The following is a 26,318-nucleotide window of genomic DNA, read 5'->3' as shown; positions in this document are numbered from 1 at the left end:
CCCCCGGCGATCGACGTCGAACCGGTCGCTGTCCTACAGATCGCGGTCCTACACGTCGAGCTGGTCGGCAACCGCCCGCAGCAGGCCCGCGATCTTCGCACCCGAGGTCTTCTCGGGGTAACGGCCCCTTTCCAGCATCGGGGTGATGTTCTCCAGGACGGTCGTCAAGTCCTGGACGATGGACGCCAGTTCGTCGGGCTTCTTGCGCTGCGCCGCCGCGACCGACGGGGTCGGGTCCAGGATCACCACGGAAAGTGCCTGGTCACCGCGTTGCCCGGCGACAACTCCGAACTCCACGCGCTGGCCCGGCTTGAGGGACTCGACTCCGGCGGGCAGGACCGAGGAATGGACGAAGACGTCACCGCCGTCGTCGCGGGAGAGAAAGCCGAAGCCCTTCTCACTGTTAAACCACTTGACCTTACCCGTGGGCACGTCTGTTCCTCGTCCTCATACTCGTCGGAAAATTGCTTCGGGCTGCGTCGTACTGCTTGAAGGTGCTGCGAACTGCTGGCGGGAAAACGGGTCTTGATAGCACTTGGGCGGGTCGCTGGACCCGCCGGTACCAAGGCTAGTGGTCGACAGGCGGGTGACAAGACGTCGCCCGCGTTGTTCCTTCGGGCAGGGAACTACCCTGGTCGAGTGCGTGACAAAACCCAAACGAATTCCGCCGCGGCCGGAGATCGGCTGATCCGTGCCGGTGCCATCGTCTTCTTCGTGGGTGCGGTGGCCACTTTGGTCACCGTGGCCCCATTCCTCCTCGGTACGACGCCATTCCCGACGTTCATGTTCGGCTTGAGCATGCTCATGGGCGTCGGCTTCCTCGTCGCGGCCGCCGGGGTGCTCCGGTCGGTGGCCGAGGGCCGGCGTCAGGCGCGGGCGGCCACGTCCGAGTAGGCGGCCAGCCAGGCCGGGAAGTGGGTGAGGTCGTCGAGGACGACGTCCGCGCCCGCCGCGCGCAGCTCAGCGGCGTCGCAGGGCCCGGTGGGCACGGCCACGGACAGGGCACCGGCGACCCGGGCGCCGCGTACGTCTCCGACGTGGTCGCCGACGTACACGCTCGCGCCCTGCTCGCGCAGCGCCACCGCCTTCTGCTCGGCCCACAGGTTTCCGATGACCGCGTCGGGCTCGATGCCGAGGTGTTCGAGGTGCAGCTTGGCGTTGGGCTCGTACTTGGCGGTGACGACGATCGCCCGCCCGCCCAGCTCCCGCACGGCCGCGATGGCCTCGGGGGCGCCGGTCATCGCGGGGGTCGCGGTGATGGCGATGGCCGGGTACATCGACCGGTAGAGGTCGCTCATCGCGTCAACGCGATCGGCCGGAAACCACTGCACGAGCTCATCCGCGAGGGGCGGCCCGAGCCGGGTGACGGCCAGATCGGCATCGATGAACGTACCCGTCCGCTCGGCAAGCGCCAGGTAGCAGGCGTGGATGCCGGGCCGGGAGTCGATGAGGGTCATGTCGAGGTCGAAGCCGACGGTCAGTGTCATATGCACCATTGTGCGGGAGCGTGGCGCGGGCGTGGGCTTGGGCTGGGGTAGCGGGCTCGAGCGCAGGTTTGGGTTTGGACGCGGCGGCGGGAGCGGGTTTGGGCTCGGCTCGGGAGTGGGCTTGGGCTCGGAAGCGTGCTCAGGCGCGGGCTCGGAAGCGGGAGTGGGAGCGTGGCGCGGTCGGGGACCGTGCTCAGCGCCGGCGTTGGGAGCGCCAGACCAGGAACAGGGCCGAGGTGATCGCGGCGCCCTTCAGCACCCACGGCCAGGTCTGGGAGAGAGCCTCGTTCATGTGGCCCTCGGCGATGGGGTCGCCCCAGCGGCCCTGTGTACGGCCCCACAGCCACCCGGCGCCTGCCGCGACCGCCGCTCCGGGCAGGTACACGACCGCCCATTTCGTCTCGGCCTGGGAGAGGCGGCGCGAGACGTAGGCGATGGCCCAGCCGATGAGGAGGGCGAAGATGTTGCCGAGGACCGCTCCGGCGACCAGCAGGCCGGCGGCGAGGAGGAGCAGCGGGTTGCTCCAGCCGCCGGAGGGGAGGGGCAGGCGTACCCGTCGGCGCCGACGGGGTGCCTCCGCGCTCTCGTCCTCGACACCCTCCGCGCCCTCCGCGGATTCGGGCCCCTCGGCCTCAACGACCTCGTCCGTCGGTTTCGGCTTCCGGGGCCTGGGTGGCGGCTTGAGCAGGTCGGGGATCTCCACCCCGCCGACGAACCCGGCCGGGAGGCTGTCCGAGTCCGTGAACGGCCCCCTGCGGCCCGCCAACCACCAGTCCGCGTTCCCGAGTTCGTCCGTGCCCGCGAGGTGGGGCGGGGCGGGGTCACCGTCAGAGGGAAAGGGAGCGAACGCCTCCGCGACGTCCGCTCCCCGGTCGGTCTCCGCCGGGCGCGGGCGCGGTACGAGACGCCCGAGCCCCTTGCCCTGCGGCTTCTCGCGGTCGCGCTGTACGGGCACGGCGGCACGCGGCGCCTCAGGAGCACTGGGATCGCCGGTGCCCGCGTCGGCCACCACCTCGTCCGGGGTGCCGATGCGGTCGAGGATGCGGCGTACGGAGGCCGGGCTGTCGACCGGGGCCTTGGCGCGGCGGCGGTCGATCTCCTCGCGCAACCCAGAGACGAGCCGCATCCGTTCGCCGGACGGCAACTGCCGCTGCTGGGCCAGGTCTCCGACCCTGCTCAGATACTCGTAGACGACCTGATCGCTCTCGATACCCACGAAGTCAGACGTTACCGGCATCGCCGCCCACCGAGCCCGTCCGGCGCTTGAGGACAAGGCCCGTTCAGGGCCGGAGGGGGGCCTGGGGGCGCAGCCCCCAGCGACGCCCACACCCACTCCCCGCACCGACGAAAGACACCTCGCCGCACCCACCCGCTACCGTGGGCGGGATGAGCACCGAGGAGACACCGGCGCCGCGTTCTCTCGCGGAAGCGCTGCGCGCGCGGGACGACGCGTCACTCGCCGCGCTGCTGCGCAGCCGTCCGGACCTCATCACCCCCGTCCCCACCGACCTCACCCAGCTCGCCACCCGCGCCGGCACGCGCGCTTCGGTCGTGCGTGCCCTGGAGCGCCTCGACCGGTTCACGCTCCAGACGGCGCAGGCGCTGGCCGTGGCCCCGGACCCGGCGTCGTACGACGATCTGCTGGCCCTTCTCGCGGGCGACGCCGCCGACCCCGGTGTCGTCGCCGCGGTGCCGCGTGCCCTCGCCGTGCTGCGCGAGCAGGCGCTGGTGTGGGGCGGGCCGGACCGGCTGCGTCTCGTGCGTACCGCCCGTGAGCTGCTGGCGCCCTCGCCGCAGCATCCGTCCCCGACGGGGCTCGGCCCGACGGTCGCGGAGGCGACGGCGGGGATGTCGCCGGGCCGGGTCCAGGAGATCGTGGCGGCGGCGGGGCTCACGTCGACGCACGACGCGGTGAGCGCGGTGGCCTCACTGACCGCCCTGTTCACCGACCGCGGGCGGATGGCCGCGCTGCTGGACACCGCGTCCGCGGACTCCGTCGACGTGCTGCGCCGTCTCGTCTGGGGGCCGCCGTACGGGCAGGTCACCGCCGAACCGGCCGCGCACCTGCGCTGGCTGCTCGACCGGGGTCTGCTCCTGCCGACGGCGCCCGGCACTGTCGTACTGCCGCGCGAGGTGGCCCTGCATCTGCGCGGCGGCCGGGCGCACCGGACGACCGAGCCGTTGCCGCCCGGGGTCGAGCCGGCCGCCGTCCATCGTCCACAGGTTGTGGACAGCGCGGCGGCCGGGCAGGCGTACACGACGCTCGCGACGGTCGAGGAGCTGCTGAAGGACTGGGACGAGGGCGGCCCGGCGGTACTGCGGGCCGGCGGGCTGAGCGTCCGCGACCTCAAGCGGACCGCCGTCGCCCTGGACGTCTCCGAGCCTGTGGCCGCCTTCTGGGTCGAACTCGCCTATGCGGCAGGCCTGTTGGCGTCCGACGGTGAGGCCGACGAGCGGTACGCGGCGACCCCCGCCTACGACGAGTGGCTCCAGTGGCCCGCCGCCCGGCGCTGGGCGCGGCTCGCGGAGGCGTGGCTGACGGCGACCCGGACACCGGGAGTGATCGGCGGCCGGGACGCGAAGGACCGTACGCTGTCCGCCCTCGGCCCGGGCCTGGACCGGTCGGCCGCGCCGGAGGTACGGCACCGGGTGCTGGCCCTGCTGGCCGCCCTCCCGGAGGGCACGTCCCCGACCGTCGAGTCGGTGCTGGCCCGGCTGCACTGGGAGCGTCCGACCCGTGGCCCACAGCAGGACCGGGGCGGCGACGAGGACCTGCGCACCAGGCTCGCCCGCTGGACCCTGACCGAGGCCGAGTCGCTGGGCATCACGGGCCGGGGTGCCCTGTCGTCCCAGGGCCGGGCCCTGCTGGGCGCCCCTGCCGCACCTGCGAAGCCGGCCGAACCGACGGGCCCGGGCGACAAACTCCCGGTCCACCACCACGCACACCCCCACACCTCCCCCGCCCACACCCTCGAACCCCTCTCACCCGCCGAACAGGCGACCGCGTCCGCCGCCGCGGCCCGTCTGCTCACCCCGCTGCTGCCCGAGCCGCTCGACCACGTCCTCCTCCAGGCGGACCTGACGGCGGTGGCCCCGGGCCCCCTCAAGCGCCCCCTGGCCGATGTGCTCGGCGTGCTCGCGGACATCGAGTCGAAGGGCGGCGCGACGGTCTACCGCTTCACCCCGGGTTCCGTACGCCGTGCCCTGGACGCGGGCCGCTCCGCCTCCGACCTGCACGACTTCCTGACCGCCCACTCCCGTACGCCGGTTCCGCAGCCGCTGGCCTACCTCATCGACGACGTGGCGCGCAGACACGGCCATCTGCGGATCGGCGCCGCCTCGGCGTACGTGCGCTGCGACGACGACGCGGTGCTCAGCGAGATCCTCGCCGACAAACGGTCCGAGAGCCTGCGTCTGCGGCGCCTGGCACCCACGGTGCTGGCCGCCCAGGCCGATCCGGCGGCCCTCCTCGACGGGCTGCGCGCGATGGGCTTCGCGCCGGCCGCCGAGTCCGCCGAGGGCGACGTCCTGATCACCCGCGCCCACGCCCACCGCACCCCGCCCCGCACCGCCCCGGACCCCGTGCCGGACGGCCCGCCGGCCCCCGACACCACGCTTCTCTCGGCGGCGATCCGCGCGATCAGGGCCGGCGACCTGGCCGCGACGGCCCCCCGCAGGCCCACGGAGACCCCGGCCGCGAACGGCGACCTCCCGCGCACCACCCCCGCCGAGACCCTGGCCACGATGCAGGCCGCCGTGATGACCGGCGAGGCCGTCTGGATCGGCTACGTCAACGCCGAGGGCGCCGCCAGCCAGCGCCTCATCGCCCCCGTCCGCGTCGAGGGCGGCTTCGTCACGGCGTACGACCACACAGCGGACGAGGTACGGACGTACCCGCTGCACCGGGTCACCGGGGTGGCAGAACTGGCGGAGGACCAACCGTAGGCACCCCCGGACCCCGGAGGCGCTCATGGCCGCCGGAGGCCTCTCGTGACCGTGACCGTTGACCGGACGAGGGCGCGGCGCATCTCCTCGGTGAAGCGGCGGCCGGGTGGGAGGAGTTCGCCACTGCCCAGGAGGGTCTCGATGGCGTCGCGTGTGTGGCCGGACCAGGTGGTGTGCTCCTGCTCGGCCCGGGGATCGGGCTGGGCAGCGGACTGCTCGGTGTGCCAGAAGTCGCAGACGCCGAGGTGGGCGTAGGTCCCCTGGAAGAGCGCGTCGAGCGGACGGGAGTCTGGGCGCCAGGGCGCGTGGTAGCGGGCCGGGGAGGGCGGGGCATGGAGCGGGACCAGGTCGAGCAGGGCGCCCAGTTGGACGTGCAGGAACTCGTGGACCAGGGTGAGCGCGAGGAGCACCGGGTCACCGGGCGGGGACAGAGCGACCGAACCGTAGGCCCGGCGGGCCGCTGAACTCACCGATGTGCCCCCGGGCGCGGGGCGCAGCGGCACCAGGGTGGACAGGCAGGCGGCGACGGCCCGGGCGTGCCAGGGGTGGCGGCGCACGAGGATCTGCCAGGCGCCGTCCAGTGACCGCTGCCAGCGGCGGACCTCGACGGGGGTCTGGGGGCCGGCCGGCGGGTGGCCGTGGACGGCGCGGAAGGGCCCGCGATCGTCCAGCCGCACCCGCAGCACGACGCCGTCGCACTCGGTGGACAGGATGTGCGGTCCGGACAGCGCCGCCGGTCCGCCTCGGACCAGTTCGCCGAACCAGGTGAGATCGGGGCGCCTTCCCTGGGTGTGTTCGGCCAGCGCGCGGGCCAGTCCTTCGTCCAGGTAGGGGTAGAGCATCGTCCGCTGCCAGCGGTCCGGGTCGCCGCGGTGCATCTCAGACAGCCGCCGGTAGGGCTCCTCCAGGCCGGCATCGGCGGGCAGCGCCCGGCGTACGGCCACGGTGAGCAGCATGCGTCTGCTCAGCTGGCCGCGCCGCAGCACGGCCACGGCGGCATCGCCGCCACGGGCACGGGCAACGGCGTCGAACAGGTCCGGATCGAAGTGGTGGGGAGCGAGGGGGCCGGTGGCGGAGCCCGCGCCGGGGGATGAACCGGAGGGGGGAAGGGGGATCGGGGCGGACACTTGGGGGCTCCTCTCGGTCGATGCGCTCAGGGCGCCGCCGTCACCGCGACACCGGCCGCACCGGCACGGCCAGGGCCCTGACGTCCTGGCGCAGGCGGCCGGCGATGTGGTCGACGAGAACGGCGAGGTCCGGACAGTAGACCGACGGGGAGGCGAAGGGGTGCGGCTCGGCCCCGGGACGGTAGCGGTGGGCGTACAGGCCACCGCCGCAGACCGCCGAGCGGGGGCACGCCCCGCACACGTGGGCGAGTCCGGCCCGCCCGCGCTGACGGGCCAGGAACCCCTCGTGACGGGCGGCGTCCGCGAAGGTGTGCCGGAAGACGTCCAGACCGGTGGCCGGGGCGCCCGGATAGGTGACCTTCAGCGAGTCGGCCTGTTCGATCGTGCCGTCGGTCTCCACGACCACGAGGTCGACCGGGGCGAGCCCGACGGACTCGCTGCTGGCGGCGCCTCCGAGCAGCAGGACGGCGATCTCCTCGAACAGCCGGATCCCGGTCCGCCGGCTCGGTGCCCCGTACCAGTGGTCGAACACCGCGCAAAGCCATCGCGCGTACGGCACCGGCTCCCCGGGGTCGGTACCGGGCGCGGTGCGGGGCGGTGTGGTGCGGCCGGCCAGACCGGGGGGCGGGGTCTGCCAGGTGGCGTGCGGCAGGAGCAGGTCCAGGCGGGGCGGGGCGAACTCCAGCAGTGCCTCGTACGTCTCCACCGGGTCGGCGGTCAGGTCGATGGCGCACAGCACCCCCGCGTACAGGTGGCGGTACGGACCGTCGGTGAGCAGCCGCAGCGCCCGTGCGACACCGGAGTGGCTGCCGCGTCCGTCGGGGCGCCGGCGGTGCCGGTCGTGGGTAGCGGCCGTGCCGTCGAGGCTGACGCCGATCCGTACACCGTGCCGGGCCAGGACGGGTAACAGCGCCGGGTCCTCGGCGAGCCGCAGGCCGTTGGTCTGGAGCGTGAGCCGCAGGGCCGCCACCCCGTCGAGAGCGTCGGCGAGCACCCGCAGCAGGGCCTCCAGCCTTGCCGCGCCCACCAGCAGGGGCTCGCCGCCGTGCAGGATGACGTGGACCTCGGCCAGATCGTGGTCCCGGGCGTGCTCGGCGATGAGGGCAGCCGTGCGGCGTACGGTGCGGTCGTCCATGAGCCGGGGACGGTCGCGCCAGCTCTGGTCGGCCGACTCGTAGACGTAGCAGTAGTCGCACGCGAGGTTGCAACGGCTGTGGATCTTCAGCAGGAACTGCCGGAAGGGAACCATGGTCCGGCCTCGCTGGATCAGGGGTTGCGGCTTGCGGGTGGCCGCAGCCTACAGCCTGTCGGATACCGCCCGGGCGGCCTCTCCTGACGCCCTCTCATGACGCCGGCGCATGCCGTCCACTCACGTCGTCGGCGGCTCGATGTCCGAGTCCAGCCGTATCCTCTCCGCGATCGCCCGGGTCGTCGGGTGCTCCGGCCCCAGCGTGCGTCTGGCCCTCTCCAGGGCGTCGTTGTGCAGGTCGTCCGCCTCCGTCGTGCGGTTCAGGGCGCGCAGGCTCAGCGACAGGTTGGAGGTGCAGCCGATGACGTCGTAGTGGTCGGGCCCGAGGACGGGCAGCAGGCCGTCCCGTACGGCGGTCTCCAGGGCGACGGCTTCCTCGGTCCGGGCGGCCGTCACCAGGTCGTTGGCGTGGTTGAGCATGCAGCTGTACGTGAACAGGTGCGACTCCCCGAGGACATTGCGCAGCTGTTCCGTGGTGCGGCCCGAGGAAGCGAGCGCCTCCTCCACGCGGCCCACCAGCCGCAGGTACACCGCCATGTTGCTGGCGCAGACCAGGGTGACCGGGTGCTCCTCGCCGAGGTAGTCCTTGTAGCGGCCGAGGGCCCGCTCGGCCAGCTCCAGTGCCTGGCCGATCTCGCCGAGCGCGGCGAAGTCGCTGGCCAGGTTGCAGGCGGCGGCGAGGGTGTCGTAATGATCGGCGCCATGGGCCAGGAGGAGGCGGTTGTAGATGTCCTGGTCCATGTCGCGGGCGTCCGCGTAGCGGCCGTCCCGGCGCAGGGCGACGGCGAGGTTCTTGCGGGCCCGCAGGGTGTCGCTGTGCCCGTCGCCGAGGACCTGCTGGTAGAGGCGGGTGGTGGTCTCCAACAGACGCAGCGCCTCGGCCAGTTGCCCGGCCTCACGCAGGTCGCGGGCGTAGTTGTTGGCCAGACTCAGGGTGCGCGGCTTCATGCTGCCCTGGTTCTGGCGCTGCCGTTCGTAGACCGAGCGGTGCAGTTCCAGGGCGGCCCGGCGGTCGCCGGCCAGATACTCGGACATACCGAGGTTGTTGACGTACATCAGAGTCCGCTGATGGTCCTCGCCGAACTCCCGGAGCGCCACCTCGCAGGTGTGCCGGTCCAGTTCGCGGGCCTCCTGGTAGCGGCCGAGGGCACGCAGATCGGCGCCGACGTTGCCGGCCGCGGCGAGGGTGGCGGGGTACTCGGCGCCCTTGGTCGCGGTGAACCTCCGCAGCACGTCGGAGTCGAGTTCGTACGCCTCCGCGAGTCTGCCCTGCGAGCGCAGTACGTTGCCCAGCTGGGTGCGGAGCTGCAAGGTGAGCACGTCGTCGGAGCCGCCGCCCGGGAAGTCCGGCCGCCCCCAGCGTTCCAGGGTCCGGGCGGCGAGGCCGTGAGCCGTGCCGTAGAGACTGCGCTTCCACAGGTAGCGCACCGAGTCGATGACCAGTCTGCGGACGTCGGGGTTGGGGTCGGCCGAGGCACGCGACGGTTCCAGGTGCGGCACGAGTTCGTCGTACTCGTCCCAGTCGGCGGTGGCGTCCGGGTTGCCGGGGTTGGCGTCCGCCAGTGCCGTGTGCACCACTCCACGCAGCTCCGTCCAGCGCGGGCCGACGCCGTCGCGGATGACCGCCTGGACCAGCCGGTGCACGGTCAGGGTCTCACTGCCCTGGTCGCTGCGGGCCAGCCCGAACCGGTTGAGGGCGCGCAGCAGTTGGGCTACGGCCATCTCGTCGCGGGGGTCGTCGGCGTCCATGGTGAGGGCACGGGTGACGGCACGGCTGTAGAGCAGCCGCATGGGGATCGGGTCGGGGCCGAAGAAGGAGCAGATCTCCAGCATCTCGGCGGCGGCCCGGTTGCGCTCACGCAGCTCCTCCACCGCGATCTGCCAGGTCCGGGCGGCGGAGTTGGGGTACTCCCGGGGCGGCAGCGGGGTGTGGGCGAGGATGTCCGTGGGCTGGTCGCGCAGCCGGGCGAGATAGATGTCGACGGGCATGCTGCTCTGGCTCAGCCAGACCGCCGCCTGTCCCACGGCGAGCGGCAGGTCGCCCAGTTCGTGGGCGACCTGCTCCGCGTCCTCGGCGGCGAGCTGCGGGCTGAACGTGTGCAGCAGTGCGACGCTCTCCGCCCGGGTGAAGACCTCGACCTCGGCCCGGCCCGCGCTGTTGACCCAGGCCCGGTCCCGCGAGGTGATGAGCACATGCCCGCCGGGCGGCCCCTCGGGGAGCAGCCCGTCGAGTTCGGTGGGGCTGCCCGCGTTGTCGTACACGAGGAGCCAACGTTTGTACGGCCGCCCCTGCCCGAGGGCGCGCAGCACGGCCTCGGCGGTGCTGCCCGCGTCCTCGCCCTCCTCCAGGTCGAGGTAGGGGGCGAGGTCGGCGAGGGCGGAGCGGATCAGCCCGGGCTGGGCGGCGTTCATCCACCAGACCACGTCGTACGCGGACTTGTAGCGGTGGGCGTACTCCAGCGCGGTCTGGGTCTTGCCCATGCCGCCGAGGCCGTACAGCACCTGGCTGGGTACGGAGGCGGGTCCGGCGGTGAAGTGGTCGCGCAGTCGCTCAAGAAGCGGGCCGCGTCCGGTGAAGGTGAGGTTGCGGGAGGGCAGGCGCTGGGCCACCGGGATCGACCCGGGGAAGCTGGGCAGGACCGTACCGGGTGCGGGGGTCGAGCCGTCCGGGAGACGGCGGGCCGGGGGCATCCCGAGAACGGAGACGAGCTGGCCGAAGGCCTCGGCGGCGCCGGAGCGGCTGAGGTCGGCGGTGGTGGTGCCGAGGTACGCCTCGGCGGCGGCCGGGTCGAGGTCCTGGAGACGGACGGTGATCAGGCCGGGGCCACCGGCGGTCTCGTGCCCGGCCAGCTGGAAGCGGAGCGCGGCGGCCCGCGGCTGAGCCGCGTAGTCGGGCGAGAGGAGGGCGAGCACCCGGCCCTGGCCGTTGAGGGTGCCGGCCACCTCGGGCTGGACGCCGCCGGCCGGGCCGACCGTGCTGTGCAGCGAGACCTGGTAGCCGACCGCCTCCAGTGCCTCCGCCGCCCACTCGGCCCACATCCGGCCCAGCGGCGCGTAGCTGACGTAGATCTGGGTGGGCAGGGTGCGGGGGACGCGCAGATAGGCGGTGCGCAGTTCGGCACGTCGCTCGGCGGGCAGCGGGGCGAGCCGACGCACCTGGCCCTCGGAGATCCACTCGGTGAGCCGCTCGAACGCGGTGAGCAGCGAGCGTTCCTGGCGCAGCCGGTCGGCGATCGTGGCGGGTATCTCCTCGTAGGCGTAGAACGCCTTGTACGGGATCTCGATCTCGCCCCAGTAGCGGACGTGCTCCTCCTCTCCCAGCCAGGACAGGAAGGGTTCGAACTCGGCGCGGCAGAAGTCCCGTCCTGCCTCCAGCCGTTCCGTCTCGGCCTCCTCGACCCGCATGGGGACCGGTAACACCTTGATGGGGCGGGGCGCCGAGCGCCGGACGGCGGCTGCCGCGTCCACACCGCCCCGGATGCTCTGCGCGCTCATGGTGAAGCAGTCGACGAGCACGTCGGGCAGGAGGATGGTGCAGATGCCGGAGGTGTCGCTCACTCCGGTCCGGCTGTCGATCAACACGTAGTCGTAGGCGGAGATCATCTCCTCGCGCAGGGCCTGGAGGAAGTTCCCGCCGCCGTGCCGGTCGTAGAAGTTGTGCCAGTTGAAGCTGGTGACCGCGGCGGAGTAGGAGGCCGACTGACGGCCCGCGGGCAGGAAGTCCAGCCGCCCGCCGGACGGAAGCTCCAGCAGCAGTCCGAGGGTGTACGGCGCCGGGTCCGCGGCGGCCCGCAGCCAGTCGTCCGCCTCGCCGTCGGCGGCGGGGCGCGGCTCCGGACCGCCGGGGGCCGTGGCGCGGACCGGAGGCTCCCGGGGGCTCAGCACGGTGCGCACATACGCCTGCACCATGTTGATCAGACCGTTGGACGAGCGCAGTTCGGGGTCGACCAGCAGCGGATGCAGATAGCGGTGCAGGCCGGGGGCCTCCAGGTCCCAGTCGACCAGCAGGACCCGGTGCCCGCTGCTGGCGAGGATCCAGCCCACGTTGGCCAGCGCCATGGTGCGCCCGGTGCCGCCCTTGTAGGAGTAGAACGTGACGATCTTGCCCGGTCCGGTAGGCCTACTGGTCATCGTCCTTCGTCCTTAGTGGGGGGTCTCGGGAGCCCGGCCTGACCCCTCGGGGTCGTCGGTGTCGTCGGTGTCATCGGTGTCGTATCCGCCGAAACCCCGCCAGGGCTCCTGCGGGGCTGCCGGGCCCGGACTGGTGAGGCCGCTCAGCGGAGGCGGGGGCGGGCCCGCCGGGAGCCGGTAGGGAGTGGTGCTCTCCATCTCCATCAACCGGTTCTGCGCCACCGTCAGCATCACGGCGAGCCGGTCGTCGAACTCCTCCGCGCCCACCCGCACCCGGAACAGCGGGTCGTGCGGATCGTTGCGCCGGCGCCAGTTGCGCCAGAGCACCTGGCTCAGGTCCTGCCAGACCAGGTCGTCACCGGACTCCTCGTCGGCGTCGTGACAGGGCACCAGCACGCCGGTGGCCGGACGGTACTGGCCGTCGTACTCGGCGAGCACGTCCCGGTAGGCCTCGGCGCGCACGGCCCACGGGTCGACCAGCAGGATGCTCGTCTGGTTGTTCACCATCGTCTCGTCGAGGCGGTTGCTCAGACCGGCATCGACGACCTCGATGTTGCTGGTGTAGCCCTCCTCGACGATCACCTTCTGCGCCCGGACGGCGACCGTGGGGCGCTGGGGCGGGTGGTACGGCGTCCACTCCCGCGGAGAGCGCCCGTAGTACTCCGACCGCTGCCGCCCTTCCGGCAGCGGGTCGGCGACCCCGGCGGCCAGGAAGACCTGCACGTGCCCGGTGCCCGGTGCCGCGGTCCGCTGCTGCTCTGCCAGTGGGAACAGGCCGCGCACCGTGCCCAGGTCGAGGCCGGGCGTGAGGGGCAGCCGGAAGCGGTCCGCGGCCATCCGTACCCGGGCGGCGACCTTCCCGACGATCGTGCGGTACACCGGGCCCGTCGGGTCGGTGCGCAGGATGTGCATCAGACCGTGAGTGGCGTAGTCCTCGCCCATGCCCGCCTCGTTGTACTGGTAGCGGGCGATTCCGTCCGGCAGCTCCCCCTCCATGGGTGCCCACAGGACCGGAACGAGGGCAGGCACATCGATCTCGGTCTCCTGGCGGTACTTGTCCAGCCGCTCCCGGAACGCCGTCCACTCCTTGCCGCAGTACTCACTGCTCAGATAGGAGGTGGAGTACAGCGCGACGAACGCACGGCAGTGACCGACCGCCCCGCCGAGCACCCTCGCCCAGTCCGCGCCCAGCCCCAGCCGTTCGACATCCCGGAACGGCGGCTGAGCGGCCGGATCGGCGCCGATCCGGCGGAGTTCCAGCGCGAGATCGTCGTAGAACCGCTTCACGAACTCGTCGCGATCGTCCCTCCGCGCATAGCTGAGGAAGAAATACGGCTCCTGAACCAAAGCGCCCCCCGCTGCGTCCCGGGCTGACCTGACGGCACGCCGCCTCCATGCCGGAGCATGTCCAGGTCATACCCAGAGCTGTCCCGCCCCAAGCTGCCCCGTCAGATCGAGGATTCGAAGGCGGCGTACGGCACACCGACCGGGTTGACCGCTTCGTCGACCACGCGTCGCAGCATCGCGCCCAGGACGTTGCCGGGCAGCTTCTCGAGCAGATCGTCCAGCGCGTCCATGCTCAGGCCTGTGACATCGAGCAGACATGAGTCGATCGGGGCACTGGCGTCCATCGGCATCCTTCGCACAAATGCGTGCGCTGTCGAGGTCCGGGGCACGCGAAACCTCACGCAGCGTATCGGGACTGGGACGCCTGATCCAGAACAACAGCCCACTCCGTCCACCCCGCACAGCCTTTCGTATCCTGCTCCGGCCCCGGGGCGGACCCGTCCGATGGGGCACACTGGACGTTTGGCCGTAGGCCACGCGGAAGGGATGTGTACGTACGTGAATGGTCCACTCATCGTCCAGTCGGACAAGACCCTGCTCCTGGAGGTCGACCACGAGCAGGCCGGCGACTGCCGTCGGGCCATCGCGCCGTTCGCCGAGCTGGAGCGGGCGCCGGAGCACATCCACACCTACCGGGTGACCCCGCTGGGCCTGTGGAACGCGCGGGCCGCCGGGCACGACGCCGAGCAGGTCGTCGACGCGCTCGTGCAGTACAGCCGCTACCCCGTGCCGCACGCGCTGCTCGTCGACATCGCCGAGACGATGGACCGCTACGGCCGGCTGACCCTCTCCAAGCACCCGGCGCACGGGCTGGTCCTCACGAGCACCGACCGGCCCGTGCTGGAGGAGATCCTGCGCTCCAAGCGGATCACGCCTCTCGTCGGCGCCCGGCTCGACCCGGACACCGTCGCCGTGCACCCCTCCGAGCGCGGGCAGATCAAGCAGGTGCTGCTGAAGCTGGGCTGGCCGGCCGAGGACCTCGCCGGGTACGTCGACGGCGAGGCGCATCCGATCGAGCTGGCCGAGGACGGGTGGGCGCTGCGCCCGTACCAGCAGCAGGCCGTGGAGAACTTCTGGCACGGCGGCAGCGGAGTGGTCGTCCTGCCCTGTGGTGCGGGAAAGACGCTGGTCGGGGCCGGGTCGATGGCCGAGGCGAAGGCCACCACCCTCATCCTCGTCACGAACACGGTCTCGGCCCGGCAGTGGAAGCACGAGCTGGTGAAGCGGACGTCGCTGACCGAGGAGGAGATCGGCGAGTACAGCGGTACGCGCAAGGAGATCCGCCCGGTCACCATCGCGACGTACCAGGTGCTGACGACCCGCCGGAAGGGCGTCTATCCGCACCTGGAGCTGTTCGACTCCCGTGACTGGGGGCTGATCATCTACGACGAGGTGCATCTGCTGCCGGCGCCGGTCTTCAAGTTCACCGCCGATCTGCAGGCCAGGCGGCGGCTCGGGCTCACCGCGACCCTCGTACGGGAGGACGGGCGCGAGTCGGACGTCTTCTCGCTGATCGGCCCGAAGCGGTTCGACGCGCCCTGGAAGGAGATCGAGGCGCAGGGCTACATCGCGCCCGCCGACTGTGTCGAGGTACGGGTCAACCTGACCGAGTCGGAGCGGCTCGCCTACGCCACCGCCGAGACCGAGGAGAAGTACCGCTTCTGTGCGACCACCGCGACCAAGCGGAAGGTCACGGAGGCGATCGTGCGCCGCTTCGCGGGGCAGCAGATCCTCGTCATCGGCCAGTACATCGACCAGCTCGACGAACTGGGCGAGCATCTGAACGCGCCCGTCATCAAGGGCGAGACACCGAACTCGCAGCGCGAGAAGCTCTTCGACGCGTTCCGGGAGGGCGAGATCAGCGTGCTGGTCGTGTCCAAGGTCGCGAACTTCTCGATCGACCTGCCGGAGGCGACCGTCGCCATCCAGGTCTCGGGCACGTTCGGGTCACGGCAGGAGGAGGCTCAGCGGCTGGGCCGCGTACTGCGGCCGAAGGCCGACGGCCACAAGGCCCACTTCTACTCGGTGGTCGCCCGGGACACCATCGACCAGGACTTCGCCGCACACCGCCAGCGCTTCCTGGCGGAACAGGGCTACGCCTACCGGATCATGGACGCGGACGAACTGCTGGCAGAGGACACCGAGGGCTGAACACAGGCACCCACCGGGCCGCCTGCGTCGGTACGCTGGCTCTTGCAGCACTGGACACGGCAAGGAGGACACATGCCACACGAGGACCTCTACGAGGTGCTGTACACCGAGCCCGCCGCCCGTGACCGCGACCGTCTGGACCCGGCGCGCAGAGCCACACTCGACAAGGCGATCGAGATACTGGCTCGCGATCCGTACACCGAGGTCTCCCGCGCGATCGGCGTCGGTGATCAGGACCGTGAGATCCGTCTCACCTCGCAGATCGTGGCGGAGTACATGGTGTCCCGAGGCCGTCTACTGCTCGTGATGCTGCGGATCTTCGACGACGCCGACATCCTGCTGCCCGAGGACTGAACCGGGGACGGGCGGCCTGCGCCGGCCGCTCATCTGGCCCGCACGCCCGCCTCCTCTCCGTACTCGCCGAGCAGTACGACGCTCAGGGCGGCGCCCGCGAACACCCTGACGGCGCGCAGGGCGTCGCCGACGGGGTGACGGTGGCCGCCCCGCACGGGGGTGGCACCGGAGCGGACGGACGCCACGGGGGCTGCGGACCCGGGGGTGAAGGCTGCTGCACTCATGTATCCATGGTTGCTCCCGGGGCCGCCGATGCCATCGGCCTGCGGGTCTAACCTCCGTCGTCTCCCCGTACGCCTCCGGGTGGACGTGTCCCCCACAGGAAGGTGGAGTCCGTCCCCTAGGGGACGACGGCTGCCGTATTCGCGCCCACACACCAGCCCACTCACCGGCGTACGCCGAAAATGATTGGCCTCCGCCTCCTCCTGTCCCCTAGGATCTCCGCTCTTGCCCGCCTCCCGTCGTGGAGCGCCGCCGCCCGGACGGAAACCGGTCGGCTCTCGACGTCCCACCCAGCAGCGCGTACCCAGCGGGTACGCGGCAGGTAGCCGGAGGCACCCCCTTGTCCAGCCCCGTCCCCGTCCCCGTTTCCGCCCCCACGGCCGACGACCCCCTCGGCCGCGAACGCGCCCACCTGGCCGCCTCCCGGGGAGCCCTCCGTGCGATGCGTGAGGACGCGGAGTCCCTCGACATCACGGACGTCACCGCGAACTGGGTCAACGCGGCGGTCCTCTCCCGCCAGATCGAGGAGCGGATCAAGGCCCTCGCCGACCTCAGCCACACCCCGCTGTTCTTCGGCCGCCTCGACTATCTGCACGCGCCCGGCGCCGAGCAGGCCGAGGGCGCGGAGGGGGAGCAGTTCTACATCGGGCGCCGGCACGTCCACGACGCCGGCGGCGACCCCATGGTCATCGACTGGCGCGCGCCGGTGTCCCAGCCGTTCTACCGGGCCTCGAAGACGGACCCGATGGATGTCGGCCTGCGCCGCCGCTTCGGGTACACCGGCGGTGACCTCACGGCGTACGAGGACGAGCACCTCTCCGACCCCGCGGATCCGTCGGAGGCAGCCGCCACCAGCAAGCTGCTTCAGCAGGAGATCGAGCGCCCGCGTGTGGGCCCGATGCGCGACATCGTGGCCACCATCCAGCCCGAGCAGGACGAGATCGTACGCAGCGGGCTGGGCGGCTCGGTGTGTGTGCAGGGGGGTCCCGGCACCGGGAAGACGGCCGTCGGTCTGCACCGGGTCGCGTATCTCCTCTACGCCCACCGCGACCGGCTGGCCCGGACCGGCACCCTGGTCATCGGGCCGAACAAGTCGTTCCTCCACTACATCGAGCAAGTGCTGCCCGCCCTGGGCGAGTTGGAGGTCAAGCAGGCCACCGTCGACGACCTGGTGGCCCATGTCGAGGTGCACGGCACGGACGACTCGGCGGCGGCGGTCATCAAGGGCGACGCAAGGATGGCGGAGGTGCTGAGGAACGCCGTCTACTCCCATGTCACCCTGCCCACCGAGCCCGTCATGGTCGTGCGCGGGTCACGGCGCTGGCGCGTCCCGGCGTACGAACTGGAGTCGATGGTCCGGGAGTTGCTGGACCGGGACATCCGTTACGGCGCCGCCCGCGAGGCCCTGCCGCAGCGCATCTCGCACACGGTGCTGGTGCAGATGGAACGGTCCGGTGAGGCCCCGGACGACCGTGTGCAGGACTCCGTCGCCCGCAACGCGGCGGTGAAGGCGGCGGTCAAGGCGATCTGGCCGCCCGTCGACCCGGCCAAACTCGTCCTGCGCCTCCTCACCGACGCCGACTTCCTCGCCGTGCACGCGGCCGGAATCCTCGACGAGGACGAGCAGAAGGAGATCCTCTGGTCGAAGCCCGTACGGTCGGTGAAGTCGGCCAAGTGGTCAGCGGCGGACGCGGTGTTGATCGACGAGACGACGGACCTGGTCCAGCGCACGCACTCGCTCGGGCATGTCGTCCTGGACGAGGCTCAGGATCTCTCGCCGATGCAGTACCGGGCGGTGGGCCGACGCTGCACGACCGGCTCGGCAACCGTCCTCGGCGACCTGGCGCAGGGCACGACGCCCTGGGCGACCAGGAGTTGGGCGGAGGCGCTCGGCCACCTGGGCAAGTCGGACGCGGTGGTGGAGGAACTGACGGCGGGCTTCCGAGTCCCGACGGACGTCATCACCTACGCCTCCCGCCTCCTCCCGCACATCGCGCCGGGCCTGACACCGGTGGCGTCGGTCCGCGAGAACCCGGGATTCTTCGACGTACGTCCGATCGGCGGAGACGGGGTGGGTGAAGTGGTCGCCGCCTGCGAGGAGTTGCTGCGCAACGAGGGCTCGACGGGCCTGATTGCGGCGGACGCCCGCATCCCCGCCCTCACGGAGGCCCTGACGGCGGCGGGCCTCACCCACCTCTCCCCCGGCGAGGAGACAACGCACGAAACCCGCCTGACCCTGGTCCCGGCGTCCCTCGCGAAGGGCCTGGAGTACGACTACGTGGTCCTGGACGAACCCCAGGCAGTAGTGGACGGCGAACCGGACGAACGCACAGGCCTACGCCGCCTGTACGTGGCCCTGACCCGAGCGGTCTCAGGCCTGATCGTGACCCACGCGGCCCCGCTGCCGAGCGAACTGGGCTGAGGGGCCCACACCTTCAGCCCGTGCCTCCTCCTCCCCAGCGCCGGCCCGAACCTTCAGCCCGTCCGGCGTTTGAGGACAAGGCCCGTTCAGGGCCGGCTTCTTTCCCACCCACCCCCACCGCTTCTACAGCCCAGCCCGCACCCGCCGCCAGTCCCCGGCGGTACCCCTCCAGCCCCGGCCGCACCTTCCAGCACCGGCCCGCACCCCCAGCCCGTTGGGGGTCCCCCCTCTGGGGGAGCTTGAGGACAAGGCCCGTTCAGGGCCGAAGGGGGGTCTGGGGGCGCAGCCCCCAGGGACAGGATGGGACGGGTAGGGGCGGCGGGGGCGAGAAAACCCGCCCCTCACCCCGCGTCCAACACCCCCCGCCACTCCGCAACCGCAGCGACCGAAACCCCCCTCCCCCACCCCTCCGGCCGAGCCGCACCCCCAATATGAAACGCGTCCACCCCCGCCGCCCGCAGCCGCGGCACATGCTCCAACCGCAACCCGCCCCCCACCAGCAACCGCTGCTCATACCCCGGCTCCCCACCCCGCGCCGCCTCCGCGAGCAGCGTGGGGAGCCCGGCATCGACACCGCCCGCCGACCCCGCGGTGAGGTAGGTGTCGAGACCGGGAAGCCCGTCGAGCTGCTTGCGCAACGCGTCCCGGTCGACGGCATGATCGATCGCACGATGGAACGTCCACCGGCAGCCGCCGAGCTCGCCCACGACCCGCTCGACCGCGCCGAGATCGACACCACCGTCCGCCCCCAGGAACCCGAGCACGAACTCGTCCGCACCTGCCCCCCGCAACTCCCTGGCGACCCGCACCAGCCGCTCGATGCCGTCGATGTCACCGGCACCGAACCCGTCCGCCAGCCGCAGCATCACCCGCAGCGGAAGGTCGACGGCGGCCCGGATCCCGGCGAAGCTCTCCACGGCCGGCGAGAGCCCGTCCGCCGCCATGTCGGTGACCAGCTCCAGCCGGTCCGCCCCTCCGTCCCGGGCGGCGACGGCGTCCTCGACACCGAGGGCGATCACCTCCAGGACCGCGCGCTCACTCATGGGTCCCCATTCATCGACGCCGACAACGCCGGCTACAGGTCTAGTCCAATCCAGAGTACGCCCGCGCCCCACACCCCCGGCACTCACCCGCCGTACATGTTCAGCTCCCCCTCCTCGACCCCCGCCAGCTCGAACGCCCCCACGTCCTCCCCCGCCACCGACCGCCCCGCGTACAACCGCACCAACGCCGCACCACCCCCGATGAACCGCCCCGGCGTCCGCACCCCCGACACGTCCCCCAGCCGCAACGGCTCGTCCAGCTCGTCGACGTCCGCATGGAGCGGCACCAGCCCGCGCTCCCGGCTCAGCCGCGAGAGCAGGGCCAGCGCATACGGCAGTCCGGGCCCCGCGTAGGCCCCCGGCTCGCCGAGCGCCTCCCGTACGTCACCGGCATGCACCCACTCCCCCAGCGCGAGCCCGTCCAGCGCCCCGCCGACCCCGGCGATCACACCCCCGGCCTCGCTCATCCCCTTCTCCAGCTCGTCCAGGATCCGGGCGTTCGTCCAGTCACTCCGCTCGGCGATGTCCCGGTCGTTCGACTCGGGCGAGAACACCCCCTTCTCGAATCGCCCCTCGACCACCCTCGACAGCGCGGCCGAACAGTGCGCGAGCACCTCGCGCACGGTCCACTCGGGGCACCCGGCGGTCACGATCCCGAAGTCGGCCTCGGGGCGGGCCCGCAGCAGCGGTATCAGCGTGTCGCGCTCGACGGTCAGCAGCCGCCCGGGCAGCTCGGGGTCACGTACGTCACTTGCATCAGCGGAAGACGTCATGCCTCCCACGCTAGGTGCCACCCCACCCCGGACGACAGAATTCCCACATGCCCGATCAAGCCACGCCATCCACCCCAGGCACCTCGTCCACCTCCGCGACCCCCGACGCCCTCGCCGCCCTCCGCGCCCGCTGGACCCAGGCCCTGAAGGCAGCCCGGGCCCGGGTCGCCGCCGAGGAGCTTCCCGACCCGACCCCCTACGCCGACAACCTCCTCGCCCGCTACCAGGAACCCCAGCGCCGGTACCACACGCTCACGCACCTCACCGCGGTCCTCGCCCACATCGACGTGCTGGAAGCAGCGCAGGCCGGGACGCCCGCCCCCGACCCCGACACCACCCCCGACCCCGCTCCCGACCTCGCCCTGGTACGCCTCGCCGCCTGGTTCCACGACGCCGTGTACGCCCCCGACCGCTCCGAGAACGAGGAACGCTCCGCCCGTCTAGCCGAACGCGCGCTCACCGAAGCCGGCGTCTCCCCGGCGGGCACCGCGGAGGTGGCCCGGCTGGTCCGCCTCACGCTCACCCACGACCCCGCGCCCGACGACCGGAACGGCCAGGTCCTGTGCGACGCCGACCTCGCGATCCTGGCCGCCGCCCCGGACACGTACGCCGCCTACACGGCAGCCGTCCGCGAGGAGTACGCCTTCGTCCCCGACGACGCCTTCAGAGCAGGCCGGGCAGCGGTACTGCGCCAACTCCTCGCCCTGCCACGGCTGTTCAGGACGCCGTACGGGTCGGAGCGCTGGGAGGAGCCGGCGCGCGCCAACATCACGGAGGAGCTGCGGCGGCTCGAAGGGGACTCGGGCCCGCTTTAATCCGTGTCCGTACGGGCACCCCACCACCTATCCTCACCGCATGCTGAGCACGGGCGGAAACGAAGTGGACGAGGCTGTCGCGAGCGCGGTGGCGCTGCTGCGGTCGGCGCTGGACCGGGACTGGGCGGAGATCAACGCGGGGCGGCTGGAGTGGAGTTGCCGCCGGACGGCCGAGCACGTCGCCAGTGACCTCGTCGCCTACGCGGGGCAGTTGGCGGGCCGGGCGAAGAACGCGTACACCCCCTTCCAGATCGGCATCGACGGCCGCGAGGACGGTCTGGACCCGGCCGACAACGCGGGCATTCTCGACGTCCTCACGACGACCGGCGCCCTGCTCACCGCCGCCATTCGGACCGCGCCCCGCGACGCGCGCGGCTTCCACCCGTTCCCCTTCCGCAGCGCGAACCGCGAGGGCTTCGCCGCGATGGGTATCGCCGAAGTGCTGCTGCACACCCACGACATGGCCGAGGGGCTGGGGCTGCCGTACGAACCGCCCGCGCATCTCGCGGAGTTCGTCCTCACCCGGATCTTCCCGGACGTCCGGCCTGGCCCGGACCACTGGCAGACCCTGCTCTGGGCGACCGGCCGCGCCGACCTCCCCGGCCGCGCCCGGATCACCCAGTGGCGCTGGACCAACAACCTGGTCCTCGACACCGAACGGCTCCGCCTGGAGGGTGTCACCCCGGCCGCCGCAGCCGATCTGAGCGTGGGCGGCACCGGCGGCTTCGACTGGATCGAGGACGGCCCCTTCGAGGGCACCCGGGAAGCCGCAGGGATGGTACTGAAGGCGTACGAAGGGGGCGTGCACCGCCCGGAGTTCGGCCTGTTCGTCCTCGTACGACGGGAGGACGACCGCGCGGTGGGCGGCATGGGCTTCCACGGCGTCCCCGACGAGGAGGGCAAGGCCGAGGTCGGCTACGACCTCGCGGAGGCCGCCCGCGGCAACGGCTACGCCACCGAGGCGCTGCGCACGCTGGCCGAGTGGGCACTGGCCCGGGACGACGTACGGTCCCTGTTCGCGACCATCGAGCCGGGCAACGTCCCGTCCCAGGGAGTGATCGCCCGCGCAGGGTTCGTGCCGGCGAGCGCGGAACTCGACGAAGAGGGGCTGCAGGCCTACGAGTTGCGAGGCTGACGGCTCGGCCGTTCCGCGTCGCCCGCGGCACGCACGGGGCGCACCCCGCCCGGCCCGCGTGCTTCCTTCCGTCTGCGCAGTCCCGCCCCGTGCAGCAGCCGCACCACCTCGCGGCTGCTGACCTCCACCGCCCCGGCGGCCACCACCTCCCCGTACCGATGCGACGGAATGTCGTAGTGGTCGCGCTCGAAGGCCCGCCGGGGCACCCCCAACTGGTCCGCGAACGCCTGCAGTTCGTCGTACGAGACGTCGCTCACCAGGTGCGACCACAGGCGCCCGTGGCCGGGCCAGGTCGGCGGGTCTATGTAGAGGGTCACGACGACGCCGGTCCGCCCGAGGCCGACGCCAGGCCGCCGACCGCCGCGACCCGCACCCCCGCCTTGTGGCACACCCACTGCGGGTCGGGGCCCAACTCGGGCTCGACCTCCAGGGCGTGCGGATCACCGGCGCCGCAGACCGGGCACAGCGGCCAGCGGCCGTAGGTCTCCAGCAGCGCGTCCTGGACGTCCTGCGCCACCAGCCCCGCCACGAAGCCCGCGCCGTCCGGCCACTGCTCGACCCACCAGCGTCGTTGTACGACCGACTCCTCGACCATCGAGACGACGTCCGCCTCGGCGACCTCGCGCGCGGCCAGGTCGGCGAGCACCAGGGCGCGTGCGGCGTGCAACGCCTGCTCCAGTGGAGGGACGGGGTTACTGGGGTCGCCGGTGGGGGTCATGCACCCATTGTGCGCACTCTTGACCTGACGTCCGAATGGAAAATATCTTTCATGATGTGAGCCGAGACGTGAAGGAAACTTTCGGAGCAGTGGGCACTTCCGGCACGCCCGGCGGCCTCCCGGGTGTCACCCCGCCCGCGCCCGCCGCCCTCGCCGCCAAGGTGCGGACGCTGGCGCCCTCGATGACCCGTTCCATGCAGCGCGTCGCCGAGGCGGTCGCCGCGGACCCGGCAGGCTGCGCGGCCCTCACGGTCACCGGCCTCGCCGAACTCACCGGCACCAGCGAGGCGACGGTCGTCCGTACGGCCCGGCTGCTCGGCTACCCCGGCTACCGCGACCTGCGCCTCGCGCTCGCCGGCCTCGCCGCCCAGCAGCAGTCGGGGCGCTCCCCCGCCGTGACCGCCGACATCGCGGTGGACGACCCGATCGCGGACGTCGTGGCGAAACTGGCGTACGACGAGCAGCAGACCCTCGCCGACACGGCCGCCGGGCTGGACATGGCCCAGCTGTCCGCCGCCGTCGGCGCGCTGGCCGCCGCCCGCCGCATCGACATCTACGGCGTCGGCGCCTCCGGCCTGGTCGCCCAGGACCTCGCCCAGAAGCTGCTGCGCATAGGGCTGGTGGCGCACGCCCACAGCGACCCGCACCTCGCCGTCACCAACGCCGTGCAGCTGCGCGCGAGGGACGTCGCCGTCGCGATCACGCACTCCGGGTCGACCGGGGACGTCATCGAGCCGCTGCGGGTCGCCTTCGAGCGTGGGGCCACGACGGTCGCGATCACCGGGCGGCCGGACGGACCCGTCGCGCAGTACGCCGACCACATACTCACCACCTCCACGGCCCGCGAGAGCGAGCTGCGCCCTGCGGCCATGTCGTCCCGGACCAGCCAACTACTGGTCGTGGACTGCCTGTTCATAGGCGTGGCACAGCAGACGTACGAGACGGCCGCCCCGGCCCTGTCCGCCTCCTACGAGGCCCTGGCCCACCGCCACACCCCGCGCGGCGGCGCGACATCGCGCCGCTAGGACGCAAGCCCCACCGGAACAGCCGCAACGGCATTACCAGCCCCAACCGCCGTAACTGCCGTACCGGGAGATCGGAAAGAGCAGCACGCCATGACCTCAACCGCTGACGCCTCCTCCAACCACCGCGCTCTGAAAGAGGAGTTGGAGTCGCTGACGACCGAGGCGTTCCGCCCGGAGCTGGCCGAGATCGACCAGTTGCCCACCCTCGACATCGCCAGGCTGATGAACGCCGAGGACACGACCGTCCCGGCCGCCGTCGCCGCACGGCTCCCGGAGATCGCCGCGGCGATCGACGCCCTGTCGGCCCGGATGGCACGCGGGGGCCGGCTGATCTACGCGGGCGCGGGTACGCCCGGCCGCCTCGGCGTGCTGGACGCGTCCGAGTGCCCGCCCACCTTCAACACCGACCCCGCGCAGGTCATGGGCGTGATCGCGGGCGGCCCCGAGGCCATGGTCACCTCGGTCGAGGGCGCCGAGGACTCCAGGGAACTGGCCGCCGGTGACCTCGACGCGCTCGGCGTCGGCGCCCTGGACACGGTGGTCGGCGTCTCGGCGTCCGGCCGCACGCCGTACGCGGTCGGCGCCGTCGAACACGCCCGCGCGCTGGGCGCGTTGACGATCGGCCTGTCCTGCAACGAGCACAGCGCGCTGGCGGCGGCGGCCGAGCACGGCATCGAGGTCGTCGTCGGGCCGGAGCTGCTGACCGGCTCGACGCGTCTGAAGGCGGGCACGGCGCAGAAGCTGGTCCTCAACATGCTGTCGACGATCACGATGATCCGGCTCGGCAAGACGTACGGGAACCTGATGGTCGACGTACGGGCGTCGAACGAGAAGCTCCGGGCCCGGTCCCGCCGGATCGTGGCCCTGGCGACCGGGGCGGCCGACGCGGAGATCGAGGCGGCCCTCACGGCGACGGACGGGGAGACGAAGAACGCGATCCTCGTCATCCTGGGCTCGGTGGACGCCGCGACGGCCGCCCGCCTCCTCACGGAGAACGACGGCCACCTGCGCACCGCACTGGCCGCGGCACCCCACTGAGGTAAGCACCTGTAAGCACCCCACTGATGTGATCGGGCGCTCGGCCGTCGGGCAGGATGGGCGCCATGACCGAGATCCACACCCCCCGCCTCCTCCTCCGCCGCTGGACCGACGACGACCTCGTGCCGCTGTCGGAGGTTTTCGCGGACTCCCAGGTCATGCGCTGGATCGACGACGGCTCGGTGCGCGACCTGGAGTACACGGCGGAGGCCATCGAGCGGTGGGAGGAGGAGTGGGACGAGGAGGGCTTCGGCCTCTTCGCCGTCGAACTGCTCGCCTCGGGCGAACTGATCGGCGCGGTCGGCCTGTCCGTGCCCGACTTCCTGCCGGAGGTCGCGCACGACGTGGCGATCAGCTGGCTGCTCGGCTCCCAGTTCTGGGGCCAGGGTTACGCCTCCGAGGCCGCCCACGCCACCCTGGAGTTCGCCCTCCAGGACCGCGGCCTCGACCGTGTGATCAGCGTCAGCAGGGCCGGCGACGACGCCTCCGAGAACATCATCCGCAAGCTGGGCCTGACGGAGGAGCGGGTGGCGACCCACCCCGTGTACGGCCACCAGCTGCTCGTCCACGCGATCGACCTGACGGAGTTCGAGGCATAGGAGGCATCCCGCAGTCGCGTTGTCAGTGGTGTGTGCGACGGTGGAGACCGCTGAGCGCTCAGCGCACCGCCCACGCCGAAGGGACGAACGACATCGTGAACCACGCCCAGCTGACCGCCCTCGGGCGAGCCCTGCGTGTCCTCGGCGAGCACGGGGACGCTCTCACCGGCGACACCACCGACACGAAGCTGCACGAGATCAAGGCCGACCTGAAGCGGGCGCTGGCGATCCTGGACGACACGGTGACCGGGTCGGCGCCCACGACCCGCTGCGCAGAGCACCCGAACGGCCCGGTGGACGAGAGCGCGAACGATCTCTGTCTCCTCTGCGAGACCCGCCGCCGCAGCGCCCGCCGCTCCCAGCAGAACGGCACCTACCCACAGGCCCGCCACTCCGACCCCGAATCGGCACCCCCCGAGCGCACGATGTCCCGCTACGGCATCCGCGCGGACCGCCCCCAGCCCCAGCAGCGCTGGATCCCCGAGGTCTGGACCGGCCAGAACTGGCAACTCTGCGGCACCCCACGCCGCGACCGCACAGAGGCCGAGCACTACCTCTCCGCCGAGCGCCGCGCCCCCCACCCGGGAATCGCCTACCGCCTCGTCCACGAGTTCACGGACTACGAGGTCCTACGAATCTGGGGCACACCGGTGAAGGTGGACATCGAACCGATGGGCAACCTGTAACCGCCCCCGGCACCCCAACACCCCTGGTGGTGTCGTGATCAGCCCGGTCTC

Annotated in this window: 23 protein-coding genes and 3 pseudogenes; 11 read left to right on the top strand and 15 right to left on the bottom strand. The window is 72.2% G+C overall.

Features of this window, described 5'->3' with window-relative positions; all coding sequences use genetic code 11:
* Window positions 1–48: 48 nt before the first annotated feature.
* The gene (locus tag OG241_RS31380; RefSeq protein ID WP_319095487.1) at window positions 49–432 is read right to left on the bottom strand and encodes a cold-shock protein; all 384 of its coding nucleotides are present in this window, start codon (window positions 430–432) and stop codon (window positions 49–51) included.
* Between the two features lie 207 nt (window positions 433–639).
* Here OG241_RS31380 and OG241_RS31375 point away from each other — a divergent pair, with 207 nt between their 5' ends.
* The gene (locus OG241_RS31375; RefSeq protein ID WP_405819991.1) at window positions 640–894 is read left to right on the top strand and encodes a hypothetical protein; all 255 of its coding nucleotides are present in this window, start codon (window positions 640–642) and stop codon (window positions 892–894) included.
* Here the strand turns inward: OG241_RS31375 and OG241_RS31370 are convergent.
* Complete coding sequence (locus OG241_RS31370) at window positions 867–1,496, bottom strand: HAD family hydrolase (RefSeq protein ID WP_405819989.1); 630 nt, start codon at window positions 1,494–1,496, stop codon at window positions 867–869. The genes OG241_RS31375 and OG241_RS31370 overlap by 28 nt on opposite strands.
* A gap of 184 nt (window positions 1,497–1,680) precedes the next feature.
* Window positions 1,681–2,703: a hypothetical protein gene (locus OG241_RS31365; RefSeq protein WP_405819987.1), complete on the bottom strand. Its 1,023-nt coding sequence runs from the start codon at window positions 2,701–2,703 to the stop codon at window positions 1,681–1,683.
* A gap of 170 nt (window positions 2,704–2,873) precedes the next feature.
* Here OG241_RS31365 and OG241_RS31360 point away from each other — a divergent pair, with 170 nt between their 5' ends.
* Window positions 2,874–5,432: a helicase-associated domain-containing protein gene (locus tag OG241_RS31360; protein ID WP_405819986.1), complete on the top strand. Its 2,559-nt coding sequence runs from the start codon at window positions 2,874–2,876 to the stop codon at window positions 5,430–5,432.
* A 23-nt stretch (window positions 5,433–5,455) separates the two neighbouring features.
* On the opposite strand, the gene OG241_RS31355 is transcribed toward OG241_RS31360, so the two are convergent.
* The 7 genes and pseudogenes from OG241_RS31355 to fxsA all read right to left on the bottom strand — a co-directional run bounded on the left by OG241_RS31355 (window position 5,456) and on the right by fxsA (window position 13,570).
* Window positions 5,456–6,559, bottom strand: coding sequence for an aKG-HExxH-type peptide beta-hydroxylase (locus tag OG241_RS31355; RefSeq protein ID WP_405819984.1), 1,104 nt, complete (start codon window positions 6,557–6,559; stop codon window positions 5,456–5,458).
* 40 nt (window positions 6,560–6,599) lie between these two features.
* Window positions 6,600–7,808 (bottom strand): FxsB family cyclophane-forming radical SAM/SPASM peptide maturase, encoded by a 1,209-nt coding sequence (locus OG241_RS31350; protein WP_405819982.1) that lies wholly within the window; start codon window positions 7,806–7,808, stop codon window positions 6,600–6,602.
* Between the two features lie 120 nt (window positions 7,809–7,928).
* Window positions 7,929–11,939: an FxSxx-COOH system tetratricopeptide repeat protein gene (gene fxsT, locus OG241_RS31345; protein ID WP_405819981.1), complete on the bottom strand. Its 4,011-nt coding sequence runs from the start codon at window positions 11,937–11,939 to the stop codon at window positions 7,929–7,931.
* A 12-nt stretch (window positions 11,940–11,951) separates the two neighbouring features.
* Window positions 11,952–12,602: pseudogene (gene fsxC, locus OG241_RS31340) on the bottom strand (FxsC protein); the annotation flags it as partial.
* Window positions 12,520–12,699 (bottom strand): annotated as a pseudogene (locus OG241_RS31335) (hypothetical protein); the annotation flags it as partial. The pseudogenes OG241_RS31335 and fsxC, both read right to left, overlap by 83 nt.
* A 77-nt stretch (window positions 12,700–12,776) precedes the next feature.
* Window positions 12,777–13,286, bottom strand: a pseudogene (locus OG241_RS31330) (TIR-like protein FxsC); the annotation flags it as partial.
* Between the two features lie 101 nt (window positions 13,287–13,387).
* Window positions 13,388–13,570: an FxSxx-COOH cyclophane-containing RiPP peptide gene (gene fxsA, locus OG241_RS31325; RefSeq protein ID WP_405819979.1), complete on the bottom strand. Its 183-nt coding sequence runs from the start codon at window positions 13,568–13,570 to the stop codon at window positions 13,388–13,390.
* A gap of 214 nt (window positions 13,571–13,784) precedes the next feature.
* On the opposite strand from fxsA, the gene OG241_RS31320 reads away from it, so the two are divergent.
* A complete protein-coding gene (locus OG241_RS31320) occupies window positions 13,785–15,437 on the top strand; it encodes a DNA repair helicase XPB (protein ID WP_405819978.1) in 1,653 nt (550 codons plus the stop codon).
* Between the two features lie 72 nt (window positions 15,438–15,509).
* A complete protein-coding gene (locus OG241_RS31315) occupies window positions 15,510–15,791 on the top strand; it encodes a type II toxin-antitoxin system RelE/ParE family toxin (protein ID WP_405819976.1) in 282 nt (93 codons plus the stop codon).
* A 29-nt stretch (window positions 15,792–15,820) separates the two neighbouring features.
* Here the strand turns inward: OG241_RS31315 and OG241_RS31310 are convergent, their stop codons facing one another.
* Window positions 15,821–16,015, bottom strand: a complete 195-nt coding sequence (locus OG241_RS31310; RefSeq protein ID WP_405819974.1) for a hypothetical protein — start codon at window positions 16,013–16,015, stop codon at window positions 15,821–15,823.
* Window positions 16,016–16,353: 338 nt separating this feature from the next.
* On the opposite strand from OG241_RS31310, the gene OG241_RS31305 reads away from it, so the two are divergent.
* Entirely contained in the window at window positions 16,354–18,435 is a 2,082-nt protein-coding gene (locus OG241_RS31305; protein WP_405819972.1) for a HelD family protein, read from the top strand.
* A gap of 341 nt (window positions 18,436–18,776) precedes the next feature.
* On the opposite strand, the gene OG241_RS31300 is transcribed toward OG241_RS31305, so the two are convergent.
* Window positions 18,777–19,478, bottom strand: coding sequence for a copper homeostasis protein CutC (locus tag OG241_RS31300; protein ID WP_405819970.1), 702 nt, complete (start codon window positions 19,476–19,478; stop codon window positions 18,777–18,779).
* 83 nt (window positions 19,479–19,561) lie between these two features.
* Window positions 19,562–20,251 (bottom strand): maleylpyruvate isomerase family mycothiol-dependent enzyme, encoded by a 690-nt coding sequence (locus OG241_RS31295; RefSeq protein WP_405819969.1) that lies wholly within the window; start codon window positions 20,249–20,251, stop codon window positions 19,562–19,564.
* A 47-nt stretch (window positions 20,252–20,298) separates the two neighbouring features.
* Between OG241_RS31295 and OG241_RS31290 the strand changes: the two genes are divergently transcribed.
* Together OG241_RS31290 and OG241_RS31285 are read left to right on the top strand one after the other, a co-directional pair.
* The gene (locus OG241_RS31290) at window positions 20,299–21,066 is read left to right on the top strand and encodes a hypothetical protein (protein ID WP_405819967.1); all 768 of its coding nucleotides are present in this window, start codon (window positions 20,299–20,301) and stop codon (window positions 21,064–21,066) included.
* 40 nt (window positions 21,067–21,106) lie between these two features.
* Entirely contained in the window at window positions 21,107–22,201 is a 1,095-nt protein-coding gene (locus tag OG241_RS31285) for a GNAT family N-acetyltransferase (RefSeq protein WP_405819965.1), read from the top strand.
* Here the strand turns inward: OG241_RS31285 and OG241_RS31280 are convergent.
* A complete protein-coding gene (locus OG241_RS31280; protein WP_405819963.1) occupies window positions 22,183–22,518 on the bottom strand; it encodes a DUF4031 domain-containing protein in 336 nt (111 codons plus the stop codon). The two genes, OG241_RS31285 and OG241_RS31280, sit on opposite strands and share 19 nt — an antisense overlap.
* Window positions 22,515–22,919 carry a hypothetical protein gene (locus OG241_RS31275; protein ID WP_405819961.1) on the bottom strand — a complete coding sequence of 135 codons (405 nt, stop codon included), beginning with the start codon at window positions 22,917–22,919 and terminating at the stop codon, window positions 22,515–22,517. The genes OG241_RS31280 and OG241_RS31275 overlap by 4 nt, the downstream gene beginning before the upstream one ends.
* A gap of 56 nt (window positions 22,920–22,975) precedes the next feature.
* On the opposite strand from OG241_RS31275, the gene OG241_RS31270 reads away from it, so the two are divergent.
* From OG241_RS31270 to OG241_RS31255, 4 genes are all read left to right on the top strand, one after another.
* Entirely contained in the window at window positions 22,976–23,944 is a 969-nt protein-coding gene (locus OG241_RS31270) for a MurR/RpiR family transcriptional regulator (RefSeq protein WP_405819959.1), read from the top strand.
* Between the two features lie 90 nt (window positions 23,945–24,034).
* On the top strand, window positions 24,035–24,982 hold the full coding sequence (gene murQ / locus OG241_RS31265; protein ID WP_405819957.1) for an N-acetylmuramic acid 6-phosphate etherase: 948 nt from the start codon (window positions 24,035–24,037) through the stop codon (window positions 24,980–24,982).
* Between the two features lie 65 nt (window positions 24,983–25,047).
* Window positions 25,048–25,581: a GNAT family N-acetyltransferase gene (locus OG241_RS31260; RefSeq protein WP_405819956.1), complete on the top strand. Its 534-nt coding sequence runs from the start codon at window positions 25,048–25,050 to the stop codon at window positions 25,579–25,581.
* A gap of 95 nt (window positions 25,582–25,676) precedes the next feature.
* The gene (locus OG241_RS31255; protein ID WP_405819954.1) at window positions 25,677–26,267 is read left to right on the top strand and encodes a hypothetical protein; all 591 of its coding nucleotides are present in this window, start codon (window positions 25,677–25,679) and stop codon (window positions 26,265–26,267) included.
* Window positions 26,268–26,318: the final 51 nt, after the last annotated feature.

It is taken from the genome of Streptomyces sp. NBC_01390 (assembly GCF_045040105.1).
GTDB lineage: Bacteria > Actinomycetota > Actinomycetes > Streptomycetales > Streptomycetaceae > Streptomyces.
This window is presented reverse-complemented; position numbering and strand designations above follow the sequence as displayed.